Below are 21,013 nucleotides of genomic sequence, written 5' to 3' on the forward strand. Positions count from 1 at the left end.
CGGGGTATCAACATATTTGGCGTTGACTTTTAGCACGCTGTTGAGTTCTCAAGGAACGGAAGCTACCTTCGAGACCGTTTCACCGGCCGCTCCGGGCTTTCCCTTCGGTGTCTCCGACTCTATCAGATTCAGCGGGACGCTTTATCCGGTGGAATTTCGGAGGTTTTGCGCTCCGCCGAATTCCTTCGGTGGAGCGAGAGGGGCAGATCCTGCCCGGTGTCTCTATCGTATCGTATCAGATCCGATTGACGACAACCGTTCTAACCTACCCTCCCCCTCACCCCGTGTCAACGGGGTTTGCGAGGCGAGTTGAAGATTAGCAGCTCGCGAGGGGGCGAGTCACATCGTGAACTCGGAGGGCGGGGACTCCAGGTCCTCCAACTCGACGCCGGGGGCGGACAGCACCACGTCGCCGGCCAGGTGGACGGCGTACTGCTCCCCCGTGTCGAGGGCCCTGACCTGGTATTCGTCCACGATCAGGGGGCCGTTGTCAGTGGCGTGTGGTGTCCTGGCGACCAGCGACCAGGACTGGTCGACGGTGCGGGGTGCGAGGACCGGGGAGGTGAGGGCGATGAGGCGGATGCGGGTGGCCGGCGCGGTGGGTGCCAGGCGCAGCAGCCGGGCTGTCGCGACCAGGAAGGCCGGCGAGGTGCCGGTGAAGGCGGGCACGGGGGCGTTGTGCTCCTCACCGCGGTCGTCGGCGGGGTCCGCGCCCGGGGTGCCGGTGGCGGGGGCGGTGCGGACCCAGGTGACGCCGTCGAGCGCGGCGCCGCGGACCTGCCAGCCGCCGGCGTGCAGTTCGAGCCGGATAGGCCGGCCCAGCTCGTCGGTCGTGAGGTCGACGGAGCCGGTGCCGGAACCGTCCGTCGCGGTGGTGCGGGCGGTGTAGCGCCAGCCGGAGGGTCCGGTGGCGCAGTGGAAGTGCTCGTCGCCGAGGGGGGTGTGGTCGTGCGGATCATGGAACGAGTAGCGGCCGCGTGGCATGGTCGGGGCTTTCGGTTCGCCAACGGGCGGGGCCCCCGCCGGAGAAGCCGACGGGGGCCCGCGCTCGGGGGGTGCGGAACGTCAGTACCGGTATTGGTCCGACTTGTAGGGGCCCTCGACCGGGACGCCGATGTAGGCGGCCTGCTCGGGGCGCAGGGTGGTGAGCTTGACGCCCAGGGCGTCGAGGTGGAGGCGGGCGACCTTCTCGTCGAGGTGCTTGGGGAGCACGTAGACGTCGGTCGGGTACGCCTCGGGCTTGGTGAAGAGTTCGATCTGGGCGATCGTCTGGTTCGCGAAGCTGTTGGACATCACGAACGACGGGTGGCCGGTGGCGTTGCCCAGGTTGAGCAGGCGGCCCTCGGACAGCACGATGATCTTCTTGCCCTCGGGGAAGGTCCAGGTGTGGACCTGGGGCTTGACCTCGTCCTTGACGATGCCGGGGATGGCGGCCAGGCCGGCGATGTCGATCTCGTTGTCGAAGTGGCCGATGTTGCCGACGATGGCCTGGTGCTTCATCTTGGCCATGTCGGCGGCCAGGATGATGTCCTTGTTGCCGGTGGTGGTGACGAAGATGTCGGCGGTGCTGACGACGTCGTCCAGGGTGGTGACCTGGTAGCCGTCCATCGCGGCCTGGAGGGCGCAGATGGGGTCGATCTCGGTGATGATCACCCGGGCGCCCTGGCCGCGCAGCGACTCCGCGCAGCCCTTGCCGACGTCGCCGTAGCCGCAGATGACCGCGACCTTGCCGCCGATGAGGGTGTCGGTGGCGCGGTTGATGCCGTCGACCAGCGAGTGGCGGCAGCCGTACTTGTTGTCGAACTTCGACTTGGTGACCGCGTCGTTGACGTTGATCGCCGGGAAGAGCAGCACGCCGTCGCGCTGCATCTCGTACAGGCGGTGGACGCCGGTGGTGGTCTCCTCGGTGACGCCGCGGATCTCGGAGGCGAGCCGGGTCCACTTGTTGGGCGACTCCGTCAGCGTGCGGTTGAGCAGCTCCAGCACGATCCGGAACTCGTCGCTGTCGGCGGTCGAGGGGTCGGGCGCGGCGCCGGCCTTCTCGAACTCGACGCCCCGGTGGACCAGGAGGGTGGCGTCGCCGCCGTCGTCCAGGATCATGTTGGGGCCGCCGGTGGGGCTGTCGGCCCAGGTCAGGGCCTGCTCGGTGCACCACCAGTACTCTTCGAGCGTCTCGCCCTTCCACGCGTAGACCGGTACGCCCTGCGGGTCCTCGGGGGTGCCCTCGGGGCCGACCGCGATGGCGGCGGCGGCGTGGTCCTGGGTGGAGAAGATGTTGCAGGAGGCCCAGCGGACCTTGGCGCCGAGGGCGACCAGGGTCTCGATGAGGACGGCGGTCTGCACGGTCATGTGCAGCGAGCCGGTGATGCGGGCGCCGGCCAGCGGCTGGGCGGCGGCGTACTCGGCCCGGATCGACATCAGGCCGGGCATCTCGTGCTCGGCGAGGTTGATCTCCTTGCGGCCGAAGGACGCCAGGGACAGGTCGGCGACCTTGAAGTCGGGTGCGGAGGTCGTGGTCATACGGAGCGCTCCTGGGTGGTCGTGTCGAGGGTGGGCAACGCTGGTCGCGCTGCGGCGGCACGGCGGCGGATGACGCCATGCCGGAAGGGACCGGTGGGTGTTCCGGTCCTGGTCGCGCAACACAGCCCGTCGGAGGCCCTCTCTCCCTCGGACGATCCGGTGCGTACCGGGTCGCCCGACCGCCATCAGCAGCGACGTCTGGCTGGGCCGAATCTACACCGGTGGGCGCGTTCGGTGGAGGCAGCTTTGGGCCACAAGGCCGAATCCAGCGGGTCGGGCGGGGTGTTACGGCTGCTCTGCGGTGCCCGGCGGGGCGGCGGTGCCGTGGTGGATGTCGGGTTCGAGGTAGATGACGCGGGCGATCGGCACGGCCGTGCGGATGCGGGCCTCGGCGGCGTCGATGGCGGCGGCGACCTGGGCGGCGGTGTCGTCGTGGCGTACCGCGATCTTGGCGGCGACCAGGAGTTCCTCGGGGCCGAGGTGCAGGGTGCGCATGTGGATGACGCCGGTGACGGTGGCGTGGTCGACGGCGGCGGCGCGGATGGCGGTGACGGTCTCCGGTCCCGCGGCCTCACCGAGCAGCAGGGACTTGGTCTCGGCGGCGAGGACGAGGGCGATGCAGACCAGCAGGGTGCCGATGCACAGGGTGCCGGCGCCGTCCCAGACGCCGTCGTGGGTGAGCACCGCCAGGCCGACGCCGGCCAGGGCGAGGACCAGGCCGATGAGGGCGCCGAAGTCCTCCAGCAGGACGACGGGCAGTTCGGGGGCCTTGGCGCGGCGGATGAACTGCACCCAGCTCTGGCTGCCGCGCAGGTCCTGCGCCTCGCGCATGGCGGTGCGGAAGGAGAAGCCCTCGGCGAGTATGGCGAAGATCAGCACGCCCACCGGCCAGTACCAGTCGTCGACGGGGTGCGGGTGGCGGACCTTCTCGAAGCCCTCGTAGAGCGCGAAGACGCCGCCGAGGGTGAACAGGACGACGGAGACCAGGAAGCCGAAGACGTAGCGCTCGCGGCCGTAGCCGAAGGGGTGTTCGTCGGTGGCGGCCTTCTTGGCGCGTTTGCCGCCGATCAGGAGCAGGACCTGGTTGCCGGAGTCGGCGAGGGAGTGCACGCCTTCGGCCAGCATGGAGGACGAGCCGCTGAAGGCGAACGCCACGAATTTGCTGGCGGCGATGGCGAGGTTGGCTCCGAGGGCGGCGATGATCGCCCTGTTTCCGCCGGACGCGCTCATGGGTGCGGGGGTTCCTTCCGTGGGCGAGTGGCCGCGTGGGGCCGGTGCGGTGGGTCAGACGCGTACGGTGGCGCGGAAGACCGTGCCGTCGCCGGCCGCGGTGGCGTGTTCGCCGGCCCGCAGGTAGGCGGATTCGCCGGGGCCGAGGGTGAGTGGGGTGCCGTCGGCGGCGGTGAGGGTGGCGTGCCCGGCGACGCACAGCACGATCTGCGGGGTGCGGTGGTCCAGGGCGCGGGGTGCGGCGGCCGGGTCGAGGTCGTGGCGGGAGAGCCGGAACTCGTCGATGGGCGCGTCGTAGAGCTGCTCGCCGGCCGGGCCGTCCGGGGCGGACGGGCGCAGGACGCCGGGGGCGGTGGGCTCGAAGCGGACGACGCGCAGGAGTTCGGGGACGTCGATGTGCTTGGGGGTCAGGCCGCAGCGCAGGACGTTGTCGGAGTTGGCCATGATCTCGACGCCGAGGCCGTCGAAGTAGGCGTGCGGGATGCCGGCGCCGAGGTAGAGGGCGTCACCGGGCTGGAGGGTGACGTGGTTGAGCAGCATGCCGGCGATGACGCCCGGGTCGCCGGGGAAGGCTTCGGCGGCGCGGGCGTACGCGGCGTAGGCGGCGGCGTGCGGGGCGTCGGGTTCGTCGGCGGCGAGGCGGGCGGCGGCCCGGGCGGCGCGGGTGACGACCGGGGCGAGGGTGTCGCGGTCGGCGGTGAGGATCGCGGCGAGGACCTCGCGCAGGGCGTCGCCGTGCGGGCGGGCGCGCAGCAGGTCGGCCCAGGGCTTGAGCTCACCGATGTCGAGCCGTTCGATGAGGTCGGCGGCCTCGGCGGGCGGGCGGAAGCCGCACAGGCCGTTGAACGGGCCGAGGGCGCAGATGAGTTCGGGTTTGTGGTTGGGGTCGCGGTAGTTGCGGTCGGGGGCGTCGGCCGGGATGCCGCGGGCCTGCTCGTCGGCGTATCCGGCGCGGGCCTGGTCGAGGTCGGGGTGGACCTGGACGGACAGCGGGGTGCCGGCGGCGAGGATCTTCAGCAGGAACGGCAGGCGGGGGCCGAAGCGGTCGACGACGGCGTCGCCGAGTTCGCCGCGCGGGTCGGCGTCGATGAGGGCGTCGAGCGGGACCGGTCCGTCGCCGCGGTCGACCCGGGAGGGGGCGCCGGGGTGGGCGCCCATCCACATCTCGGCCTGCGGTTCGCCGGTGGGTTCGGTGCCGAGCAGTCCGGGGATGGCGGTGGTCGAACCCCAGGCGTACGGGCGCACGGTGGTGACGAGGCGGTCCATGCGGTCGGGTCTTCCCTCTCTCGGGCTTCTCAGGCGTTCAGCCGTGGAAACGGTGCGGTGTGCGGTGCGGCGGCCGGCCGGTGGTGCCGGGACGGCGGGCCCCGGGGCGGGCGGGTGCGCGGCAGGGGGTCGTGCGGCGGCCGGTCATGCGGGGGTGTCCCCGGTCGGGGTGAGCGCGAGGTAGGCGGCGGCGAACTCGGTGAGCGCGAGGAGTTCGGCGAGGGCTTCGAGCCGGTCGCCGGGCGGCGCGTCGAGCTGGGTGACGGGGGTGCCGCGGTCGTCGGCGGCGGCGCGGGCGGCTATGAGGGCGCGGGGGCCCGCGGTGTCGCCGGGTTCGCGGAACAGCACGGCGCGGGGGCGCAGGGTGTCGGGTTCCTCGACGCGGTCGCGGAAGAAGTCGTCGAGGTCGTCGTCCGCCGGGGCGGTCCGGCCGTGGGTGACGAGCAGGGCGCCGTGGACGGTGAGCGCCTCGGGCAGCGCGGCGGCGAGCGCGGGGCGGCCGGCCCGGGCGGTGAGCAGGTCGGCGAAGCGGCGGGCGACCGCCTCGGTGCCGGGGCCGGAACTCCACAACAGCGGGAGGTGGTCGGCGAGTTCGGTGGTGAGGGTCTTGGCGGGGTTGCCGTAGGTGTCGGCGGCCGGGCCGAAGCGGGTGGCGGCGGTGTCGAGGCGGTCGGCGATGGCCGCCAGGGTGCCGGGCGGCGCGGACAGCAGGCCGATGCGGTCGCTCAGCGCGAGCAGCGGGGTCAGCTGCGCCCAGAAGGTGCCGGGGTCGGTGCCCGGCTCGCCGTGCGGTGCGGTGGCGAACGGCAGCAGGAAGCCGCGGGCCTGCTGGAGGGCGGCGCCGAGCGGGCCGGCGGCCGGGGTGACGGCGCTGATCGTGCAGCCGCGCCGGTAGGCCTGTTCGACCAGGAGGGCGAGGCCGGGTTCGGTGCCGTCGGCGGTGGCGATCAGCAGCAGGTCGAGCGGGCCGGCCCAGCCGGGCAGCGTCCAGCGGCGTTCGCGTGCGGTGGGCGCGTCGCCGGTGGCGGGCAGCGGCAGCACCGGGCAGGCGGCGAGGGCGCCGAGCAGGTCGGCGAGGCGCCGGGGGGTGTCGCCGGGGCCGGCGACCAGGACGGTGCGGGGGCGGCCGTCGGGCTTGAGGTCGCCGACGCCGGCCTCGGCGGCGAGCCGGGCGGCGGTGCGCACCCGGGCGCCGGCCGACGCGGCGCCGCGCAGCAGCCCGGTGGTGTCGGCGCGGGCGAGGTCGTCGGGGCGGTCGAGCAGCGACTCGTCGAACATGGGGTCCTCCGGCCTCGGGGCGGCCTCGTACCGCCCTGTTCCTACCGTCGTACGGTCCTGCCGCCGGCGTCGGGCGCGGCCGGCGGCGGGGGCGGTGGTGCGGGTGGACCGCGGGGCGGTCAGGCGGGGCGGCGGGCCTCGTCGACGAGCAGGACCGGGATGTCGTCGCGGACCGGGTACGCCAGGCCGCAGGTGTCGGAGGTGCAGATCAGCTCGGGGTCGGCGTCCGGCTCGCTCTCCCGCAGCGGCGCGTGGCAGGCGGGGCAGGCGAGGATGTCCAGCAGGCTGGCTTCGAGCGGCATGGGCGGTCCTCTTCGCGGGTGGTCTCGTCCGGACTGCGGTGCGTCCCGGTGCCGTTCGGTGAACGGGGGCCGGGGCGCGCGGCCAGCCCAGACTACCGCTGATGGGGTGACGTCCGGGGGCCGGGCGGTGATGCCCGGCCCCGGGAAGGGCGGTACGCGGGCGCGGTGCGCCGCGTACCGCGCGCGTCCGTGTCACCCCCCGTGTCACCACCCGTGGCACCCTGCCGACCTGGGCCGTTGTCCTTCGCGGCCCCGGCCGGCCCGGACCGGCCGGGGGTCAGGCGCGCACGATGGCGAGGACCTCGTCGCGCAGGCGGTCGACCCCGGCGTCGTCGCGGGCCTCGACGTTGAGCCGCAGCAGGGGCTCGGTGTTGGACGGGCGCAGGTTGAACCACCAGTCGGGCCCGGTGACGGTGAGGCCGTCGAGGTCGTCGAAGGTGACGCCGTCGCGGCCGTCGAAGGCGGCGCGGACCGCGGCGGCGCGGCCGGCCTGGTCCTCGACGGTGGAGTTGATCTCGCCGGAGGAGGCGTAGCGGTCGTAGGCGGCGACGAGTTCGGACAGCGGGCGGTCCTGCTCGCCGAGCGCGGCCAGGACGTGCAGGGCGGCGAGCATGCCGGTGTCGGCGTTCCAGAAGTCGCGGAAGTAGTAGTGCGCGGAGTGCTCGCCGCCGAAGATGGCGCCGGTGCGGGCCATCTCGCCCTTGATGAAGGAGTGGCCGACGCGGGTGCGCACCGGGATGCCGCCGGCTTCCTTGACGATCTCCGGCACCGACCAGGAGGTGATCAGGTTGTGGATGATCGTGCCGGTCCCGCCGTTCCTGGCCAGTTCGCGGGAGGCGACCAGGGCGGTGATGGCGGAGGGCTTGACGGGTTCGCCGCGTTCGTCGACGACGAAGCAGCGGTCGGCGTCGCCGTCGAAGGCGAGGCCGAGGTCGGCGCCGGCCTCGCGGACGGCGGCCTGCAGGTCGGTGATGTTCTTCGGGTCGAGCGGGTTGGCCTCGTGGTTGGGGAACGTGCCGTCCAGCTCGAAGTACATCGGCACGACGTCCAGCGGCAGGCCGTCCAGGACGGTGGGCACGGTGTGGCCGCTCATGCCGTTGCCGGCGTCGACGACGACCTTGAGCGGGCGGATGCCGGTGAGGTCGACCAGGCCGCGCAGGTGGGCGGAGTAGTCGGCGAGGACGTCCTGGTCGGTGCCGCCGCCGGGGGTGGCGTCGGTGGCGGGCGGCCCGGAGACGGCCCACTCCTCGGTGAGGCGGCGGATGTCGTCGAGCCCGGTGTCCTGGCCGACCGGGGTGGCGCCGGCCCGGCACATCTTGATGCCGTTGTACTGGGCCGGGTTGTGGCTGGCGGTGAACATGGCGCCGGGGATGCCGAGCGCGCCGGAGGCGTAGTACAGCTCGTCGGTGGAGCACAGGCCGATCCGCACGACGTCGGCGCCCCGGGAGGCGGCGCCGCGGCCGAAGGCCTGCGACAGGCCGGGGGAGGACGGGCGCATGTCGTGTCCGATGACGATGCGGGAGGCGTCGGTGACGGTGACGAAGGCGGCGCCGAACAGTTCGGCGAGCGTCTCGTCCCACTGGTCGGGGACGACGCCCCGGACGTCGTACGCCTTCACGAGTTGCGTCAGATCGGGCACAGCTGGCTCCAGGTTGAACAAGCGCGGGGCGGCGCGTCGGGTGATACGACGGCGTCAAACCTACCGGCCGGGGCCGCGGTGGCCGGCAGGCCGGTCGGCGCGGGGCCGCCGTACCGCCCGGCGGCCGGGCGGTACGGGGTCGCACGGGCGGGGGTGACGGCGGGTCACGGGGGCTGACGGCGGGGACGGCTGATGGCGGCGGGCGTCCCGGGCGGTGCGGATGTCCCGGGCGGCGGGCCGGTGCGGGCGGAGGTGGCTCATGCGGGCGCGGGCGCGGGCCGCGCGACCGGTGCGGAGGCGGCTCACGCGGGACGCGGGCGGCGCGACCGGTGCGGAGGCGGCTCACGCGGGACGCGGGCGGCGCGACCGGTGCGACCGGTGCGGAGGCGTACCCGGCGGAGGCGACTCACGCGGGACGCGGCCGACGCGGGCGGACCGGACCACTGCCGCAGGCCCCTACGGGCCGGGCCGCAAGCGCTGCCGGCCGGAAGTCCTACTGGTCGGGTGAGCGCAGGACGCGCAGGTGGCCGCGGCGGGCGACCTCGACGGGGTCGCCGTCGCGGGAGCCGGGGGGCGCGGGGCGTTCCTGGGGGCGGGCGGCCTCGCGGACGGCGTTGGCCAAGGCTTCGAGGTCGTCGCCGCTGGGGCGGGCCGGGCCGGTGTCGACGGCGAGCCGGACGACCTCCCAGCCGCGCGGCGCGGTGAGCCGGTCGGAGTGCTGGGAGCACAGGTCGTAGCAGTGCGGCTCGGCGTAGGTGGCGAGGGGGCCGAGGACGGCTGTGGAGTCCGCGTAGACGTACGTCAGCGTCGCGACGGCCGGGCGGCCGCACGCGGTGCGCGAACAACGACGTACAGGGCTCACGACGTTGGACGGTACCGCACTCTTGAGCGGGCCGCGACGACTCTCGGCGACCTCGTCCGGTCGTGTCGTCGCGGCGGCCCGCGGTAGGCCGTTCTCGTGACCGGCGCCGAGCTGCGGCGCGGGGGTCGCGGGCCCGGACGGCGCGGGCGCGGCGGTCACGAAACGTCACCGATCGTGTCGCGGACCGTACCGCGAGTGGTCGCGAACGGGGATGCGATCGGTCCGGTTTGGGTAGTGAACGCGCATTGCGGGACATCACCGGGGTTGTACGCCGGGCGGCCGGGGCCGTCACGAGGGGGCCGCGAGCGGTGTGGTCGTGCCGGGGGGCACGGGGAGGGGAGGGCGGCGGCTACGCTGCACGTGATGGACATGTCCGTTCCGCCTCACGCGCCCGGCCCGACGCCCGGCCCGCACTCGGGCCAGGCGTCGGGTCAGCCTTCCGGCCAGCCGTCGGGAGCCGCCTCCGGCCCGGCGCCGGGTCAGCCGTCCCCGGCGGTGCCGGGGCGTCCGGTGCGCCGCCGCGACCGGCACGGCCGCGGTATGCGCGGCCCGGTCGCTCCCCCGCAGGTGCCGCTGTCGGTCAGCAGGTCCGACGCCTTCGACGATCTGGTGCGCGATGCCGCCGACCGCCTGGAGCGGCGGTGGCCGCAGCTGGCGGAGGTGGAGTTCGCGGTGCAGGAGGTGCCGCCGCCGCCCGGGTCCGGTCAGGAGCCGGACGACGTGGTGCCGCTGGGCCGGCTGATCCCGGCGGGCGCGCCGGGCCGCGGGTCGCCGAACCGGATCGTGGTCTACCGCCGCCCGGTCGAGGTGCGGGCCAAGGGCCGCGAGGAGCGGGCGCTGCTGGTGCACGAGGTCGTCGTGGAGCAGGTCGCGGAGCTGCTGGGGCTGTCCCCCGAGTCCGTCGACCCCCGGTACGGCGAGGAGTGACGGTCGCGGGGGACCGCGGCGGTCAGGGCGCGGCGACCGTGAGGTCCTGCGCGGCCTGCGGTACGGCCACGTAGCCGCCGTCGTCCGGCATGGTCTGGAGCGTGAAGTCCGGCAGGCCGTCGCCGTCGGAGGCGGTCAGCTCGCGGCAGGCGTAGACGGGGGCGCCGGAGACCGGCACGACGGTGAGGGCGAAGGTGCCTGAGCCGGTCGGGGCGGGCGGGGTGACCTGGAGCGTCGTGCCCTTCTTGACGGTGACCGTGGTGGTGGCCGGGCTGCCGCCCTTGGACGGCTGTGAGCTGGTGACCTTGACGGTGGCGTCGCCGTCGGGCGCGGCCAGGGCCAGGGTGCTGCCGCTGGTGGAGCGGTTGTCGTCGATGGTGGAGCGGGCGCCGACCGGGTCGGTGGCCGGGATGTAGCCCATCTCCTCGTTGCCGCCGTGGCCGCGTACCACCTGCAGGGCGGCGACGAACGGGGCCGCCTGGCCGGAGTCGGGGGCGGGGCTGAGGACGAGCGAGCCGACCTGGCCCTGGGTGAGCTTGGGCAGGTCGACGGAGGTGGTGACGCCGCTCTTGAGGTCGATGGTCTCGTGGCCGGCCGGGGTGATGGGGCCGGCCGGGGTGAGCAGCTGGACCTTGACGTCGGCGTCGTTGCCGCCGGTGGCGTAGCCGATCAGCCGGACCGAGGTGGCGTCCTTGGGGATGCCGGGCAGTACGGCGCTGGTGGTGGGGGTGGCGGACGGCGGGATCCAGTCGGAGCCGGTGGTCTTGCTCATGGCCTGGACCTCGGCGGCGACCCGGCCGTCGCGGGCCTGGACGTGCAGCGTGACGTCGCCGGCGGTGTCGCCGCTGAGCAGGGTCGACAGCAGGACGGGCACGCTGGAGCGGGCCGGGACGGTCAGGCCGGTGTTGCCGGAGAGCTTCACCGCGCCCTTGGCGTCGTAGAGGCTGACGTCGACGGTGGCGGCCTGGCTGTCGGGGTTGGTCAGGTGGACGTAGTCCTGGCGGCTGCTGGCGAGGGAGGCGCCGGGGATCCAGAAGTCGGTGCCGGCCTGGGCGCAGGCGGTGCCGAGCAGGCCCATGCCGGTGCCGGCGTCGATGGTGGTGGTCATCTGGGCGGACCAGCCGGGGGCCAGGGCGCCGTCGGCGCTGCCGATGACCGGGTAGGGCGTCTTGGCGCCGTCGGTGACGACGGGTTTGCCCGGCACGGTGAGCGGGGTGACGGGTTTGGCGTGGGCGGACGGGGTGGCGATGGTGTCGCCGACGCCGTCGGTCTGGTCGACGGGGGTGAGGTCCGCGGTGCCGCCGGTGGGCCCGCCGGGGTGGAGGGCGGGCGGGGTGTAGGCGGTGTAGACGCTGCTGTCGTAGTCGTTGGGGGCCGGCGCCGGGCACATCAAGGTGGTGCGCTGGACCGGCTGGCGTTCGGCGGAGGCGGGCAGCGGTTTGGGCGCGGCGGGCGGGGCGGGGGCGGCGACGGTGGCGACGCCGAAGACAGCGGCGAGCGCCGCCGCTCCGCCGATGAGCGAGATGGTGGTGCGCTTCACTGCTGCTCGTTCCCCTCGCCGTAGGCCGGGTCGTACGCGGGGTCGTAGGCCGGCGGCTGCGGTTGCTGCGGTTGCTGCGGGTAGCCGTACTGGTCGGTGTACTCGGCGCCCTGCTGGTACGGCGGGTACTGGCCGGCCGGGTACTCGCCGGTGCCGTAGTCCTGCGCGGGGTATTCGCCGGTGCCGTAGTCCTGGGCGGCGGGGTACTCCCCGGTGCCGTAGTCCTGGGCCGGGTATTCCCCGGTGCCGTAGGTGCCGGCCGGGTAGCCGTTGGCGGCGGGGTATTCGCCGGTGCCGTAGTCCTGCGCGGCCGGGTACTCGCCGGTGCCGGTGGCCGCCGGGTACTCGCCGGTGCCGTAGGCGTCGGCCGGGTAGCCGTTGGCGGCCGGGTACTCGCCGGTGCCGTAGTCCTGGGCGACGGGGTACTGGCCGGCGTCCTGGCCGGGGGCGGGGTAGCCGGCGTACTCGGCGGGCTGCTGGGGGTAGCCGTAGGCGTTGTTCCACTCGTCGTACCCCTGCTGGGGTACGTGCTGGTGCGGAACGGCCGGCTGCTCGGGTACGCCGTCGTGGGAGACGCCCTGCTGCGGTACGACGGGCTGCTCGCCGGTGCCGGGGTCGGCGGGGTCGGTGGGCGGGACGTCGTCGGGGGCGGCCGGGGGCGGCTCGTGCGGTGCCGGGGCGGCGTCGTCGGGGCCGGTGCCGGCCTCGGCCTGGGCGGCGACCTCGGCCTCGGCGGCGGCGCGCAGCCGGCGGGCGCGGCGGCCGTCGCCGTCGGGCGCGGCCTCGGCGAATCCGGCGGCGGCCGCGGCGGCCTCCTCCGGCAGGTCGTCGTCGGCCTCGCTGCGGCGGCCCGGCAGGGCCATGACGACGGCGACCAGCGCGAGGAAGCCCTGGAGCACCAGCCAGGCGGTGTGGGTGAGCGGGCTGTCGTAGGTGAGGTCGAGACGGCCGCCGGCGGCGGGCAGGTCGAAGCCCTGGGACCAGCCGTCGACGGTGGTGGGGGCCAGCGGCGACCCGTTGAGGGTGGCGTGCCAGCCGGGGGCGGCGGCGTCGGCGATCCGCAGGGTGCGGCCGGCCGGGCCGGCGGGCACCGTGGTGTGGGCCTCGACGCGGCCGGAGTCGACGGGGACCGGGTTCGCGGCGGTGCCGGTGGTGCCCTGCGGGGCGGTGATGGTGACCCGGGAGGCGGAGGTGCCGACCTGCCAGACCTCGGAGCCGCCGGTCTGGCTGAGGCGGCTGAGGCCGGGGGTGGTGTCGAGGACCCGGTTCATGTCGGCGGGGGCGCCGGGTTCCAGCAGGACGTAGGCGATGTCGTAGCCGCCGAGCCGGCTGGACTGGTCGGCGCCGGAGCCGGCCACCAGGTTGGCGACCACACTGTCCAGGCTGGAGCTGTCGCCGGTCTCGGCGGTGATCTCGGCAGCGCCGAGTTCGTTGCCGGCGCCGCGGATCAGGGTGTAGCGGACGTGGCCGGGGACACCGTCGAGCACCAGGGTGCGCGGCTGGGCGCCGGTGTCGCTGACGTCGGCGACGAACGCGGGCACCTGGGCGGGGTCGCGGCGCTGGAGCGGTCCCGCCGCACCGCCGATCATCCAGGTGAAGGCGGCGACGACCGGGGCGATCGCGGTGGCGATGACGATGAGGCCGGCCACCGGCTGGCGCCAGCCGAAGCCGGAGGCGGAGATGCGTTCGCGGGCCCCTTCGGCGCCGACGGCGGCGGCGGCGATCAGGGCGAGGCCGGCGATCAGGGTGGTGGGGCCGGCCCAGGCGGTGTTGTTCTGCACGGCGGCGGCCAGCAGGCCGGTGAGCGCGACGATCCAGGCGGCCAGCACGGCGCGGCGGCGGTCGCCGCGCAGCAGGGCGCCGAGGGCGGCGAGCACGATGCCGGCGAAGAGCAGGCCGGTGGCGGCCTTGGGGCCGCCGGGGCTGAGCGCGAGCAGGTCCAGCGCGCCGGCCTGGCCGCCGCGGTAGGGCAGTCCGGCCTCGCGCAGGAAGGTCGCCGGGTGGCTGAGCAGCGTCAGCGACCAGGGCGCCAGCACCACCATGGGGGTGCCCAGCACCGCGAGGAAACGCAGCAGTTGCGGGACGAGCAGCGCCTTGCGGCCGCGTACCGCCCGGCCGGCCAGGGTGATGACGGCCAGCAGCAGGGCGATCGGCCACACGACCGGGGTGAACGCGGTGGTGACGGTGAGCGCCAGGGCGTAGGACCAGGCGGCGCGCCAGCTGGGCCGGTTGCCGGGCTTGGCGGTCAGGCCGGTGGCGGCGACCGCGGCGCGGGCCATCAGCGGCAGGGCGATCGCCAGGACGCAGGTGCCGAGCCGGCCGCCGGCCAGGGCGCCGGCGGTGGCGGGCAGGAACGCGTAGAGCACCGCGCCCCAGGCGCGCAGCAGCCGGGACTCCACCAGCGGGCGGGAGGCGAAGTAGGCGGCGAAGCCGGCCAGCGGCACGGAGGCGACCAGCAGCAGGGTCAGCGCCAGGTTGGTGCTGCCGAGCAGGACGGAGGAGGCGATGGCGACGAGGGCCAGGTACGGCGGGGCGGCCTGGGTGCTGCCGGTGCCGATGGAGTGCCAGGCGCCGGTGTAGGTGCCCCACAGGTCGCCGACGTCGCCGGGGGCGGGCAGCAGGGCGCCGCCCATCAGCGAGCCGCCGCCGAGCAGGCCGCGGCAGGCGACGAGGGAGACCAGCAGCAGGACGGCGAACAGCACCGGTCCCGGCTTGCGGGCGATGCGCCTGAGCCGGGCGAACTGCTCGATCTCCAGGAAGTCGGCGTCGTCGCCGGGGCCGGACTCCAGGGCGCTGCCGTGCCGTCCGGCGGAGGAGGTCTCGTCGGCGGACCGGCCGGCGAGGTTGCTGTAGACCTGTTCGGCGGTCACCCGGATGGTGGCGCCGGGCGGCGGGAAGAGCTGGCGCAGGTCGGCCGGGGCGACGACGGGCCGGCCCCGGTCGCGGCGGGCGGCCAGCAGGCGTTCGGGGCGCAGCAGGACGGCGGCGAGGCCGGCGACCTCGTCGAGCGCCTGGCCGGGGACCTTGCCGACGAGGTAGCCCAGGGTGCGCAGCAGGGTGCCGATGACGATGCGCAGCAGGACGTACGGCAGCAGGGCGCCGCGGGTGTTGGTCAGCAGGGTGAAGACGGCGCCGGACTTGTCGACGCGGTGCGGGTTCTGCGCGGAGCGGCCGGCGCAGTCGACGGTGCGGCGTTCCCGGGAGGCGGCCTCGGCGTGCCGCAGCACGGCGTCGGGGGCGATGAGGACGGTGTGTCCGGCGGCCTGGGCGCGCCAGCAGAAGTCGACGTCGTCGCGCATCAGGGGCAGGTGGCGGTCGAATCCGCCGAGTTGCTCCCACACGTCGCGGCGCACGAGCATGCCGGCCGAGGAGACCGACAGCACCTGGCGGACCTGGTCGTGCTGGCCCTGGTCCTGTTCGCGGCGTTCCAGGCCGGTCCAGCGGCGGCCGGAGCGGGCGATGCTGACGCCGACCTCCAGCAGGGCGCGGCGGTCGTACCAGCTGCGGACCTTGGGGCCGATGACGGTGGCCGACGGGGTGGAGTCGGCGACGCGCAGCAGTTCGCCGAGGGCGTCGGGGGCCGGTTCGCAGTCGTCGTGCAGCAGCCACAGCCACTGGACGGTGTCGTCGGGGTCCTGTTGCGGCTGGTCGTAGACCTCGTCGTTCCAGGTGCGGGTGACCGGGTCCCAGGCGCTGGGGCGCTGGAGGTACGGCAGGTCCTCGGCGCTGACCGGCGGCACGGCGCGTACGGCCTCCGCGACGGCGGCGCCGAAGCCGGTGCGGCGGGCCAGGTGCAGGACGCGCTGGTCGCCGAGGGCCTCGGTGAGCAGCCGGGCGCTGTCGTCGCCGCTGCCGGTGTCGGCGGCGACGACGTCCTGGACGGGGCGTTCCTGGCCGAGCAGGCCGGCCAGGGCCGCGGGCAGCCAGCGGGCGCCGTCGTGGGCGACGAGGACCGCGGTGACGATGTGGCGGCGGAACTCCGGCGGGTGGGCGGAGCCGAACGCCGCCTGGTGGGCGGGGTGGAAGGCCGCTGCGGGGGCGGAGTACGCGCCCTGTTGGCTGTGCACGGACATCGAGGTGCGGGCCCCGGTTCGCTGGACTGCGGTGGACGCGCGGGGCGGGCCGTTGGCGTGTCCTGACGGGCCGGACACACCCGAGGCGTCTACCGCGTGTCTCGGACGGCCACCCACACTAACGGCTCAGCGGCGGCAGCGGTCCGCCCGGCCGTCCGCGGGGCGGTGCCGCCGGGTGCCGGGGCCGGCCCGGCGGGCGGGGGCGGGTCAGATCGCGGCCTTCTTCAGCCGGCGGCGTTCGCGCTCCGACAGGCCGCCCCAGATGCCGAAGCGTTCGTCGTTGGCGAGGGCGTACTCCAGGCATTCGGAGCGGACCTCGCAGGCCAGGCAGACCTTCTTGGCCTCCCGGGTCGAACCGCCCTTCTCGGGGAAGAACGACTCGGGGTCGGTCTGCGCGCACAGGGCGCGCTCCTGCCAACCGAGTTCCTCTTCAGCGTCCTCGGCCAGCAGCAACTGGAACTGCTCGGTCATACGCGCCCCTCGTCCGTCCGTCGCTTCCCCGTGCGTCGTCACCGGCTGTTGAAGCGGTGAACGACACGAGTGAAATTACAAGTGTGTGCATCCGGGCCAGTCAAGCCGGGTTCTGCTATTGAGTCCGTTATTCACCCTGCGGAACCAAGGATGCGCGGAAAGTCTGCAAATCATCCCAATCCAGGACAGCGGTCATCCGCGGCTCCGCGCCGCCGATTTCCCCTCCCGTGCAGTAAGGACGTGGGGAGTTCGCGCAACGTTCCGGCGTGTATCCGGCCGCCGCGGTGGTCAAACCTCCGATGACCGACCCCAACCGGATCAGGTGAACCCTTTCGGGCAAACCGCCTGTGGGGTTGACATCGCCGCGCGCCACCGGGTCTGCTTGCCCCATGTCGCCGACCCACGTGCCCGCCCGGACTCGCTGCCGCGAGTTCCGCTGTGCCGCCGTGCCGGTCGCCGCGTTCCGCTGTCGCTGTTGTTGTCGCTGACCGCAGCCGTCTCCCCGCGCATCACCCCGCGTCCGCGTTCCCGACGTGCCTTGCCGTCGTCCGCGGGTCCGCCGCAGCGCAGCGTCCCCCTGCGCGATCCTCCACCCGTTCCCCCATGACGAGGAACCCCCGTGCACCGCGCCCCCGCAGCCGTTGAGACCGCCCGTACCGCCCCGGCCGCACCGGCCCGTACCGCCCTGACCGCGCCGACCGCGCCGACCGCCCCGGCCGGGCCGGCCGCCGGGACCGAGCGGCTCGACTCGCCGTACTGCGACATCTCGATCGCCGGCGACCCGCTGGCCTTCCCGCACCTGCTGCCGCCGGTGCCCGAGCACCCGGCGACCGTGGCGGAGTTCGCCGGGCTGGCCCGTTCCGTGGCGGCCGACCGGGCGTCGTGGGAGCCGCTGGTGCGCTACGACGCGCTGTCGCGCTGGTACGCCCGGCTGCGCACCGGTCCCGGCTACGAGGTGTGGCTGCTGAGCTGGCTGCCGGGGCAGAGCAGCGGGCGGCACGACCACGGGCCGTCCAGCGGGGTGCTGACGGTGCTTCGAGGCAGCCTGACCGAGCACGCCACCGGCCCGTCCGGTGCGGCCGAACGGCGGCTGACGACCGGCGCGCAGCGGGTGTTCGTGCCCGGATACGTGCACGAAGTGGTCAATGACACACTCGAACCGGCGATCAGTGTGCACGTTTATTTCCCGGGTCTGACCGAGATGACACCGTTTCCGGCCTGCACCGCGCCTGGCCGGTCGGCGGTCGGCAGCTCCTGACAGACTGTCTCCCATGCGCATCGTGGTTCTGGCAGGCGGTATCGGGGGCGCGCGGTTCCTGCGCGGGCTCAAGGCGGCGGCCCCGGAAGCGGAGGTCACCGTCATCGGCAACACCGGTGACGACATCCACCTCTTCGGGCTGAAGGTGTGTCCTGACCTGGACACGGTGATGTACACGCTCGGCGGCGGCATCCACGAGGAACAGGGCTGGGGCCGCGCCGACGAGTCGTTCGCCGTCAAGCAGGAGCTGTCGGCCTACGGGGTGGGCCCGGAGTGGTTCGGCCTGGGCGACCGGGACTTCGCCACCCACATCGTGCGCACCCAGATGATCGCCGCGGGCTATCCGCTCAGCGCGGTCACCGAGGCGTTGTGCGCGCGCTGGCAGCCGGGGGTGCGGCTGATCCCGATGACCGACGACCGGGTGGAGACGCACGTCGTCATCGACACCCCCGACGAGGGCCGCAAGGCGGTGCACTTCCAGGAGTACTGGGTCAGGCTGCACGCCGGTCCCGACGCCCGGGCGGTGCTGCCGGTCGGCGCGGAGCAGTCCAAGCCGGCCCCCGGCGTCATCGAGGCGATCGCCGCCGCCGACGTCGTGATCTTCCCGCCGTCCAACCCGGTGGTCAGCGTCGGCAGCATCCTGGCGGTGCCGGGCATCCGCGAGGCGATCGCGGACGCCGGGGTGCCGGTGGTGGGCCTGTCCCCGATCGTGGGCGGCGCGCCGGTGCGCGGCATGGCCGACAAGGTGCTGGCCGCCGTCGGCGTCGAGGCGGACGCCGCCGCGGTCGCCCTGCACTACGGCTCGGGCCTGCTGGACGGCTGGCTGGTCGACACCGCCGACGCCGACCGGGTCGCCGAGGTCGACCGGGCCGGCATCCGCTGCCGCGCGGTCCCGCTGATGATGACGGACGTCGCCGCGACCACCGCGATGGCCCGCGAGGCGCTGGCCCTGGCCGAGGAGGTCCGCGCGTGACGGCGTCCGCCGACGGCGATGCGCGGGCCGTACGGGATGTGCGGGACGCACGGGAAGAGCGGTCGCCGGTGACGTCCGCCGCCGAAGCGCGGGCCGTACGGGAGGCGCTGCCACCGGTGACGTCCGACGACGAACGGGAAGGGCCTGCCGCGGTGACCCGTGCCGGCGTCGAACGCGAGGACCGCTCCCCCGCGACCCCGCCCGGCGCCGAGCGTGCGGCCTCCCCCACGACGTCCGCCACGACGCCCCCAGCGGCGCCCCCCGGCGGCGCACGCGGTGGCGCGGCGGGACGGGTGCGGCAGGACGGGGGGCCGGCCGCGTTCGAGGTGCGCGGGGTGGTGGGGATCGCGGAGGTACGGCCGGGCGACGACCTGGCCGCGCTGATCGCGGCCGCCGCGCCGGACCTGGCCGACGGCGACGTGGTGCTGGTCACCTCGAAGATCGTCAGCAAGGCGGAGGGGCGGATCATGGCCGCCACCGACCGCGAGGAGGCGATCGACGCCGAGACGGTGCGGGTGGTCGCCCGGCGCGGCACGCTGCGGATCGTGGAGAACCGGCAGGGCCTGGTGATGGCGGCGGCCGGTGTCGACGCGTCCAACACCGCCGCCGGCACCGTGCTGCTGCTGCCCGAGGACCCGGACGCCTCCGCGCGCCGCCTGCGGGCCGGGCTGCGCGACGCGCTCGGGGTCCGGGTCGCGGTCGTCCTCACCGACACCTCGGGCCGCCCGTGGCGCAGCGGGCTGACCGACATCGCGATCGGCGCCGCCGGCCTGCGGGTCCTGGACGACCTGCGCGGCGGCACCGACACCCACGGCAACCCGCTCAACGCCACGGTGGTCGCCCTGGCCGACGAGCTGGCCGGCGCCGCCGACCTGGTCAAGGGCAAGGCGTCGGGCGTACCGGTGGCGGTGGTACGCGGGCTGGCCGGCGCGGTGCTCGACGCGGACGACGACGGCGCCGGGGCGCGGTCGATGGCGCGCGGCGCGGCGGACGACATGTTCCGGCTCGGCACCTCGGAGGCGGTACGGCAGGCGGTCACCGGGCGGCGCACGGTGCGGGAGTTCACCGACGACCCGGTCGACCCGGGCGCGGTGCGGCGGGCGGTCGCCGCGGCGCTGACCGCTCCGGCGCCGCACCACACCACCCCGTGGCGTTTCGTGCTGCTGGAGTCGCCGGCCGCCCGGACCCGGCTGCTGGACGCCATGCGGGACGCCTGGGCGGCGGACCTGCGCGGCGACGGCTTCTCCGAGGCGTCGGTGGGCAAACGGCTGCGGCGCGGCGACGTGCTGCGCCGGGCGCCGTACCTGGTGGTGCCCTGCCTGGTGGCCGACGGTGCCCACGACTACCCGGACGCGCGGCGGTCGGCTGCCGAGCGGGAGATGTTCGTGGTCTCGGCCGGCGCCGCCGTGCAGAACCTCATGGTCGCGCTGGCCGGCGAACGCCTCGGCTCCGCCTGGGTGTCCTCCAGCATGTTCTGCCGCGACGTGGTGCGCGCCGCCCTGGACCTGCCCGCCTCCTGGGACCCCCTCGGCACGATCGCGGTGGGCCGCCCGGCCGCCCCGCCGCCCCCGCGCGCCGACCGGCCGGCGCGGGACTTCGTCGTCGTGCGCTGACCGGCGGTGCTTCGTGCTCGCGCGCTGAACGGCGGTACTTCACGCTCGCGCGCTGAACGGCGGTGCCGGTGGCCGTCGCCCCGGCCGGCCCCACGCTGTCGGGCGTGCCGTCGGGCGTGCCGTCAGATGTGGCGGATGTCGTTCGGGGCGAAGCGGGGGGCGCGGCGCGGCGGGCCGGGGGCGGTGAGCAGGATCAGGCGGGTGGCGCGGTGCCGCTGGCCGGCGTAGGGGGCGAGGAGTTCGAGCATGGCCGCGTCGTCGGTGCGCGGGGCGCCGGTGAGGGCGTGGCCGACGTGGTGGGGCAGGTGGAGGTCGCCGGTGGTGACGGCGTCCGGGGCGCCGTGGCTGCGTTGCACCGTCTCGGCGGCGGTCCACGGGCCGATGCCGGGGATCAGGGTGAGGCGGGCGGCGGCGTCCTCGGGGGTCATCCCGGCGGCCTCCTCCATGCGTTCGGCCACCCGGGCGGCGCGCACGATGGTGCCGGCCCGCCGGTAATCGACGCCGGCCCGGTGCCACTCCCAGGACGGGATCAGCGCCCAGGTGCGGGCGTCCGGCACGACCTTCAGGCCGGGCAGCGGTCCGGGCGCGGTCTCGCCGTACCGGTGCAGCAGCAGGCGCCAGGCGCGGTAGGCCTCGTCGGAGGTGACCTTCTGCTCCAGCACGGACGGGATGAGGGACTCCAGCACCCGGCCGGTGCGGGTCAGCCGCAGCCCGGGGTGCCGGCGGTGCGCCTCGTGCAGCAGCCGGTGCCGGGGCCGGAAGGCGGCGGGGTCGTCGGCGGCGCCGAGCAGCGCGGGCAGCGCGTCGAGCAGCCAGGCGCCGCCGGGGCCCCACGCGCCGGCCGTCACCCGGTCGCCGGCCGCGCGGGCGACGCGCAGGGTGCCGGGGCCGGCCGGGGTGCGGCAGGTGCGCCACACGGCGCCGTCGGCGACGCGGAACGCCGGGTCGCCGGGGCCGCGGCCGAGCGGCGCCAGGGTGCGCGCGAGGTCGAGCGGGCCGTCCGGCGTCCAGTGCCGGGTGCCTTCGAAGGCCGCTGCCGTCTCCACCCGGTGAGCCTAACC

General features: G+C 75.0%; 16 protein-coding genes. 4 read left to right on the top strand and 12 right to left on the bottom strand.

Annotated features, from left to right (window positions below):
* Positions 1-339 precede the first annotated feature (339 nt).
* The 8 genes from POF43_RS21140 to POF43_RS21175 form a co-directional block, all read right to left on the bottom strand.
* Positions 340-984: a hypothetical protein gene (locus tag POF43_RS21140; protein ID WP_271324751.1), complete on the bottom strand. Its 645-nt coding sequence runs from the start codon at positions 982-984 to the stop codon at positions 340-342.
* Between the two features lie 81 nt (positions 985-1,065).
* Positions 1,066-2,520, bottom strand: a complete 1,455-nt coding sequence (gene ahcY / locus POF43_RS21145) for an adenosylhomocysteinase (RefSeq protein ID WP_271317301.1) — start codon at positions 2,518-2,520, stop codon at positions 1,066-1,068.
* 285 nt (positions 2,521-2,805) lie between these two features.
* Complete coding sequence (locus POF43_RS21150) at positions 2,806-3,750, bottom strand: cation diffusion facilitator family transporter (RefSeq protein WP_271324752.1); 945 nt, start codon at positions 3,748-3,750, stop codon at positions 2,806-2,808.
* Positions 3,751-3,804: 54 nt separating this feature from the next.
* A complete protein-coding gene (gene manA, locus POF43_RS21155) occupies positions 3,805-5,016 on the bottom strand; it encodes a mannose-6-phosphate isomerase, class I (protein ID WP_271317299.1) in 1,212 nt (403 codons plus the stop codon).
* A gap of 144 nt (positions 5,017-5,160) precedes the next feature.
* A complete protein-coding gene (locus POF43_RS21160) occupies positions 5,161-6,294 on the bottom strand; it encodes an SIS domain-containing protein (RefSeq protein ID WP_271324753.1) in 1,134 nt (377 codons plus the stop codon).
* 119 nt (positions 6,295-6,413) lie between these two features.
* Entirely contained in the window at positions 6,414-6,596 is a 183-nt protein-coding gene (locus tag POF43_RS21165; protein WP_271325821.1) for a Trm112 family protein, read from the bottom strand.
* A gap of 277 nt (positions 6,597-6,873) precedes the next feature.
* Positions 6,874-8,235, bottom strand: coding sequence for a phosphomannomutase/phosphoglucomutase (locus tag POF43_RS21170; RefSeq protein ID WP_271325822.1), 1,362 nt, complete (start codon positions 8,233-8,235; stop codon positions 6,874-6,876).
* A 493-nt stretch (positions 8,236-8,728) separates the two neighbouring features.
* Positions 8,729-9,097: a DUF3499 domain-containing protein gene (locus POF43_RS21175; RefSeq protein ID WP_282699029.1), complete on the bottom strand. Its 369-nt coding sequence runs from the start codon at positions 9,095-9,097 to the stop codon at positions 8,729-8,731.
* Positions 9,098-9,460: 363 nt separating this feature from the next.
* Here POF43_RS21175 and POF43_RS21180 point away from each other — a divergent pair, with 363 nt between their 5' ends.
* Positions 9,461-10,024 carry a metallopeptidase family protein gene (locus POF43_RS21180; protein ID WP_271325837.1) on the top strand — a complete coding sequence of 188 codons (564 nt, stop codon included), beginning with the start codon at positions 9,461-9,463 and terminating at the stop codon, positions 10,022-10,024.
* Between the two features lie 22 nt (positions 10,025-10,046).
* Here POF43_RS21180 and POF43_RS21185 read toward each other — a convergent pair whose 3' ends face one another.
* The 3 genes from POF43_RS21185 to POF43_RS21195 form a co-directional block, all read right to left on the bottom strand.
* Positions 10,047-11,564 carry a DUF5719 family protein gene (locus tag POF43_RS21185; protein WP_282704697.1) on the bottom strand — a complete coding sequence of 506 codons (1,518 nt, stop codon included), beginning with the start codon at positions 11,562-11,564 and terminating at the stop codon, positions 10,047-10,049.
* Positions 11,561-15,637: a glycosyltransferase family 2 protein gene (locus POF43_RS21190; RefSeq protein WP_282704698.1), complete on the bottom strand. Its 4,077-nt coding sequence runs from the start codon at positions 15,635-15,637 to the stop codon at positions 11,561-11,563. The genes POF43_RS21185 and POF43_RS21190 overlap by 4 nt, the downstream gene beginning before the upstream one ends.
* Positions 15,638-15,844: 207 nt before the next feature.
* Positions 15,845-16,108: a WhiB family transcriptional regulator gene (locus tag POF43_RS21195; protein WP_271315014.1), complete on the bottom strand. Its 264-nt coding sequence runs from the start codon at positions 16,106-16,108 to the stop codon at positions 15,845-15,847.
* Between the two features lie 763 nt (positions 16,109-16,871).
* On the opposite strand from POF43_RS21195, the gene POF43_RS21200 reads away from it, so the two are divergent.
* The 3 genes from POF43_RS21200 (at position 16,872) to POF43_RS21210 (ending at position 19,952) form a co-directional block, all read left to right on the top strand.
* Positions 16,872-17,366 (top strand): cysteine dioxygenase, encoded by a 495-nt coding sequence (locus POF43_RS21200; RefSeq protein WP_271324782.1) that lies wholly within the window; start codon positions 16,872-16,874, stop codon positions 17,364-17,366.
* Positions 17,367-17,379: 13 nt separating this feature from the next.
* Entirely contained in the window at positions 17,380-18,339 is a 960-nt protein-coding gene (cofD, locus tag POF43_RS21205) for a 2-phospho-L-lactate transferase (RefSeq protein ID WP_271315015.1), read from the top strand.
* Positions 18,340-18,632: 293 nt separating this feature from the next.
* A complete protein-coding gene (locus POF43_RS21210; protein ID WP_271325011.1) occupies positions 18,633-19,952 on the top strand; it encodes a coenzyme F420-0:L-glutamate ligase in 1,320 nt (439 codons plus the stop codon).
* Between the two features lie 122 nt (positions 19,953-20,074).
* On the opposite strand, the gene POF43_RS21215 is transcribed toward POF43_RS21210, so the two are convergent.
* Positions 20,075-20,998, bottom strand: a complete 924-nt coding sequence (locus POF43_RS21215; RefSeq protein ID WP_271325010.1) for a DNA-3-methyladenine glycosylase family protein — start codon at positions 20,996-20,998, stop codon at positions 20,075-20,077.
* Positions 20,999-21,013 lie beyond the last annotated feature (15 nt).

The organism is Streptantibioticus silvisoli (assembly GCF_027947535.2).
Taxonomy (GTDB): domain Bacteria; phylum Actinomycetota; class Actinomycetes; order Streptomycetales; family Streptomycetaceae; genus Streptantibioticus_C; species Streptantibioticus_C silvisoli.

What these genes read in the sequence shown, in the direction of transcription:
- POF43_RS21140 (WP_271324751.1), bottom strand. Translation starts at nt 984, where the DNA reads ATGCCACGCGGCCGCTACTCGTTCCATGATCCGCACGACCACACCCCC.
- ahcY (WP_271317301.1), bottom strand. Translation starts at nt 2,520, where the DNA reads ATGACCACGACCTCCGCACCCGACTTCAAGGTCGCCGACCTGTCCCTG.
- POF43_RS21150 (WP_271324752.1), bottom strand. Translation starts at nt 3,750, where the DNA reads ATGAGCGCGTCCGGCGGAAACAGGGCGATCATCGCCGCCCTCGGAGCC.
- manA (WP_271317299.1), bottom strand. Translation starts at nt 5,016, where the DNA reads ATGGACCGCCTCGTCACCACCGTGCGCCCGTACGCCTGGGGTTCGACC.
- POF43_RS21160 (WP_271324753.1), bottom strand. Translation starts at nt 6,294, where the DNA reads ATGTTCGACGAGTCGCTGCTCGACCGCCCCGACGACCTCGCCCGCGCC.
- POF43_RS21165 (WP_271325821.1), bottom strand. Translation starts at nt 6,596, where the DNA reads ATGCCGCTCGAAGCCAGCCTGCTGGACATCCTCGCCTGCCCCGCCTGC.
- POF43_RS21180 (WP_271325837.1), top strand. Translation starts at nt 9,461, where the DNA reads ATGGACATGTCCGTTCCGCCTCACGCGCCCGGCCCGACGCCCGGCCCG.
- POF43_RS21190 (WP_282704698.1), bottom strand. Translation starts at nt 15,637, where the DNA reads ATGTCCGTGCACAGCCAACAGGGCGCGTACTCCGCCCCCGCAGCGGCC.
- POF43_RS21195 (WP_271315014.1), bottom strand. Translation starts at nt 16,108, where the DNA reads ATGACCGAGCAGTTCCAGTTGCTGCTGGCCGAGGACGCTGAAGAGGAA.
- cofD (WP_271315015.1), top strand. Translation starts at nt 17,380, where the DNA reads ATGCGCATCGTGGTTCTGGCAGGCGGTATCGGGGGCGCGCGGTTCCTG.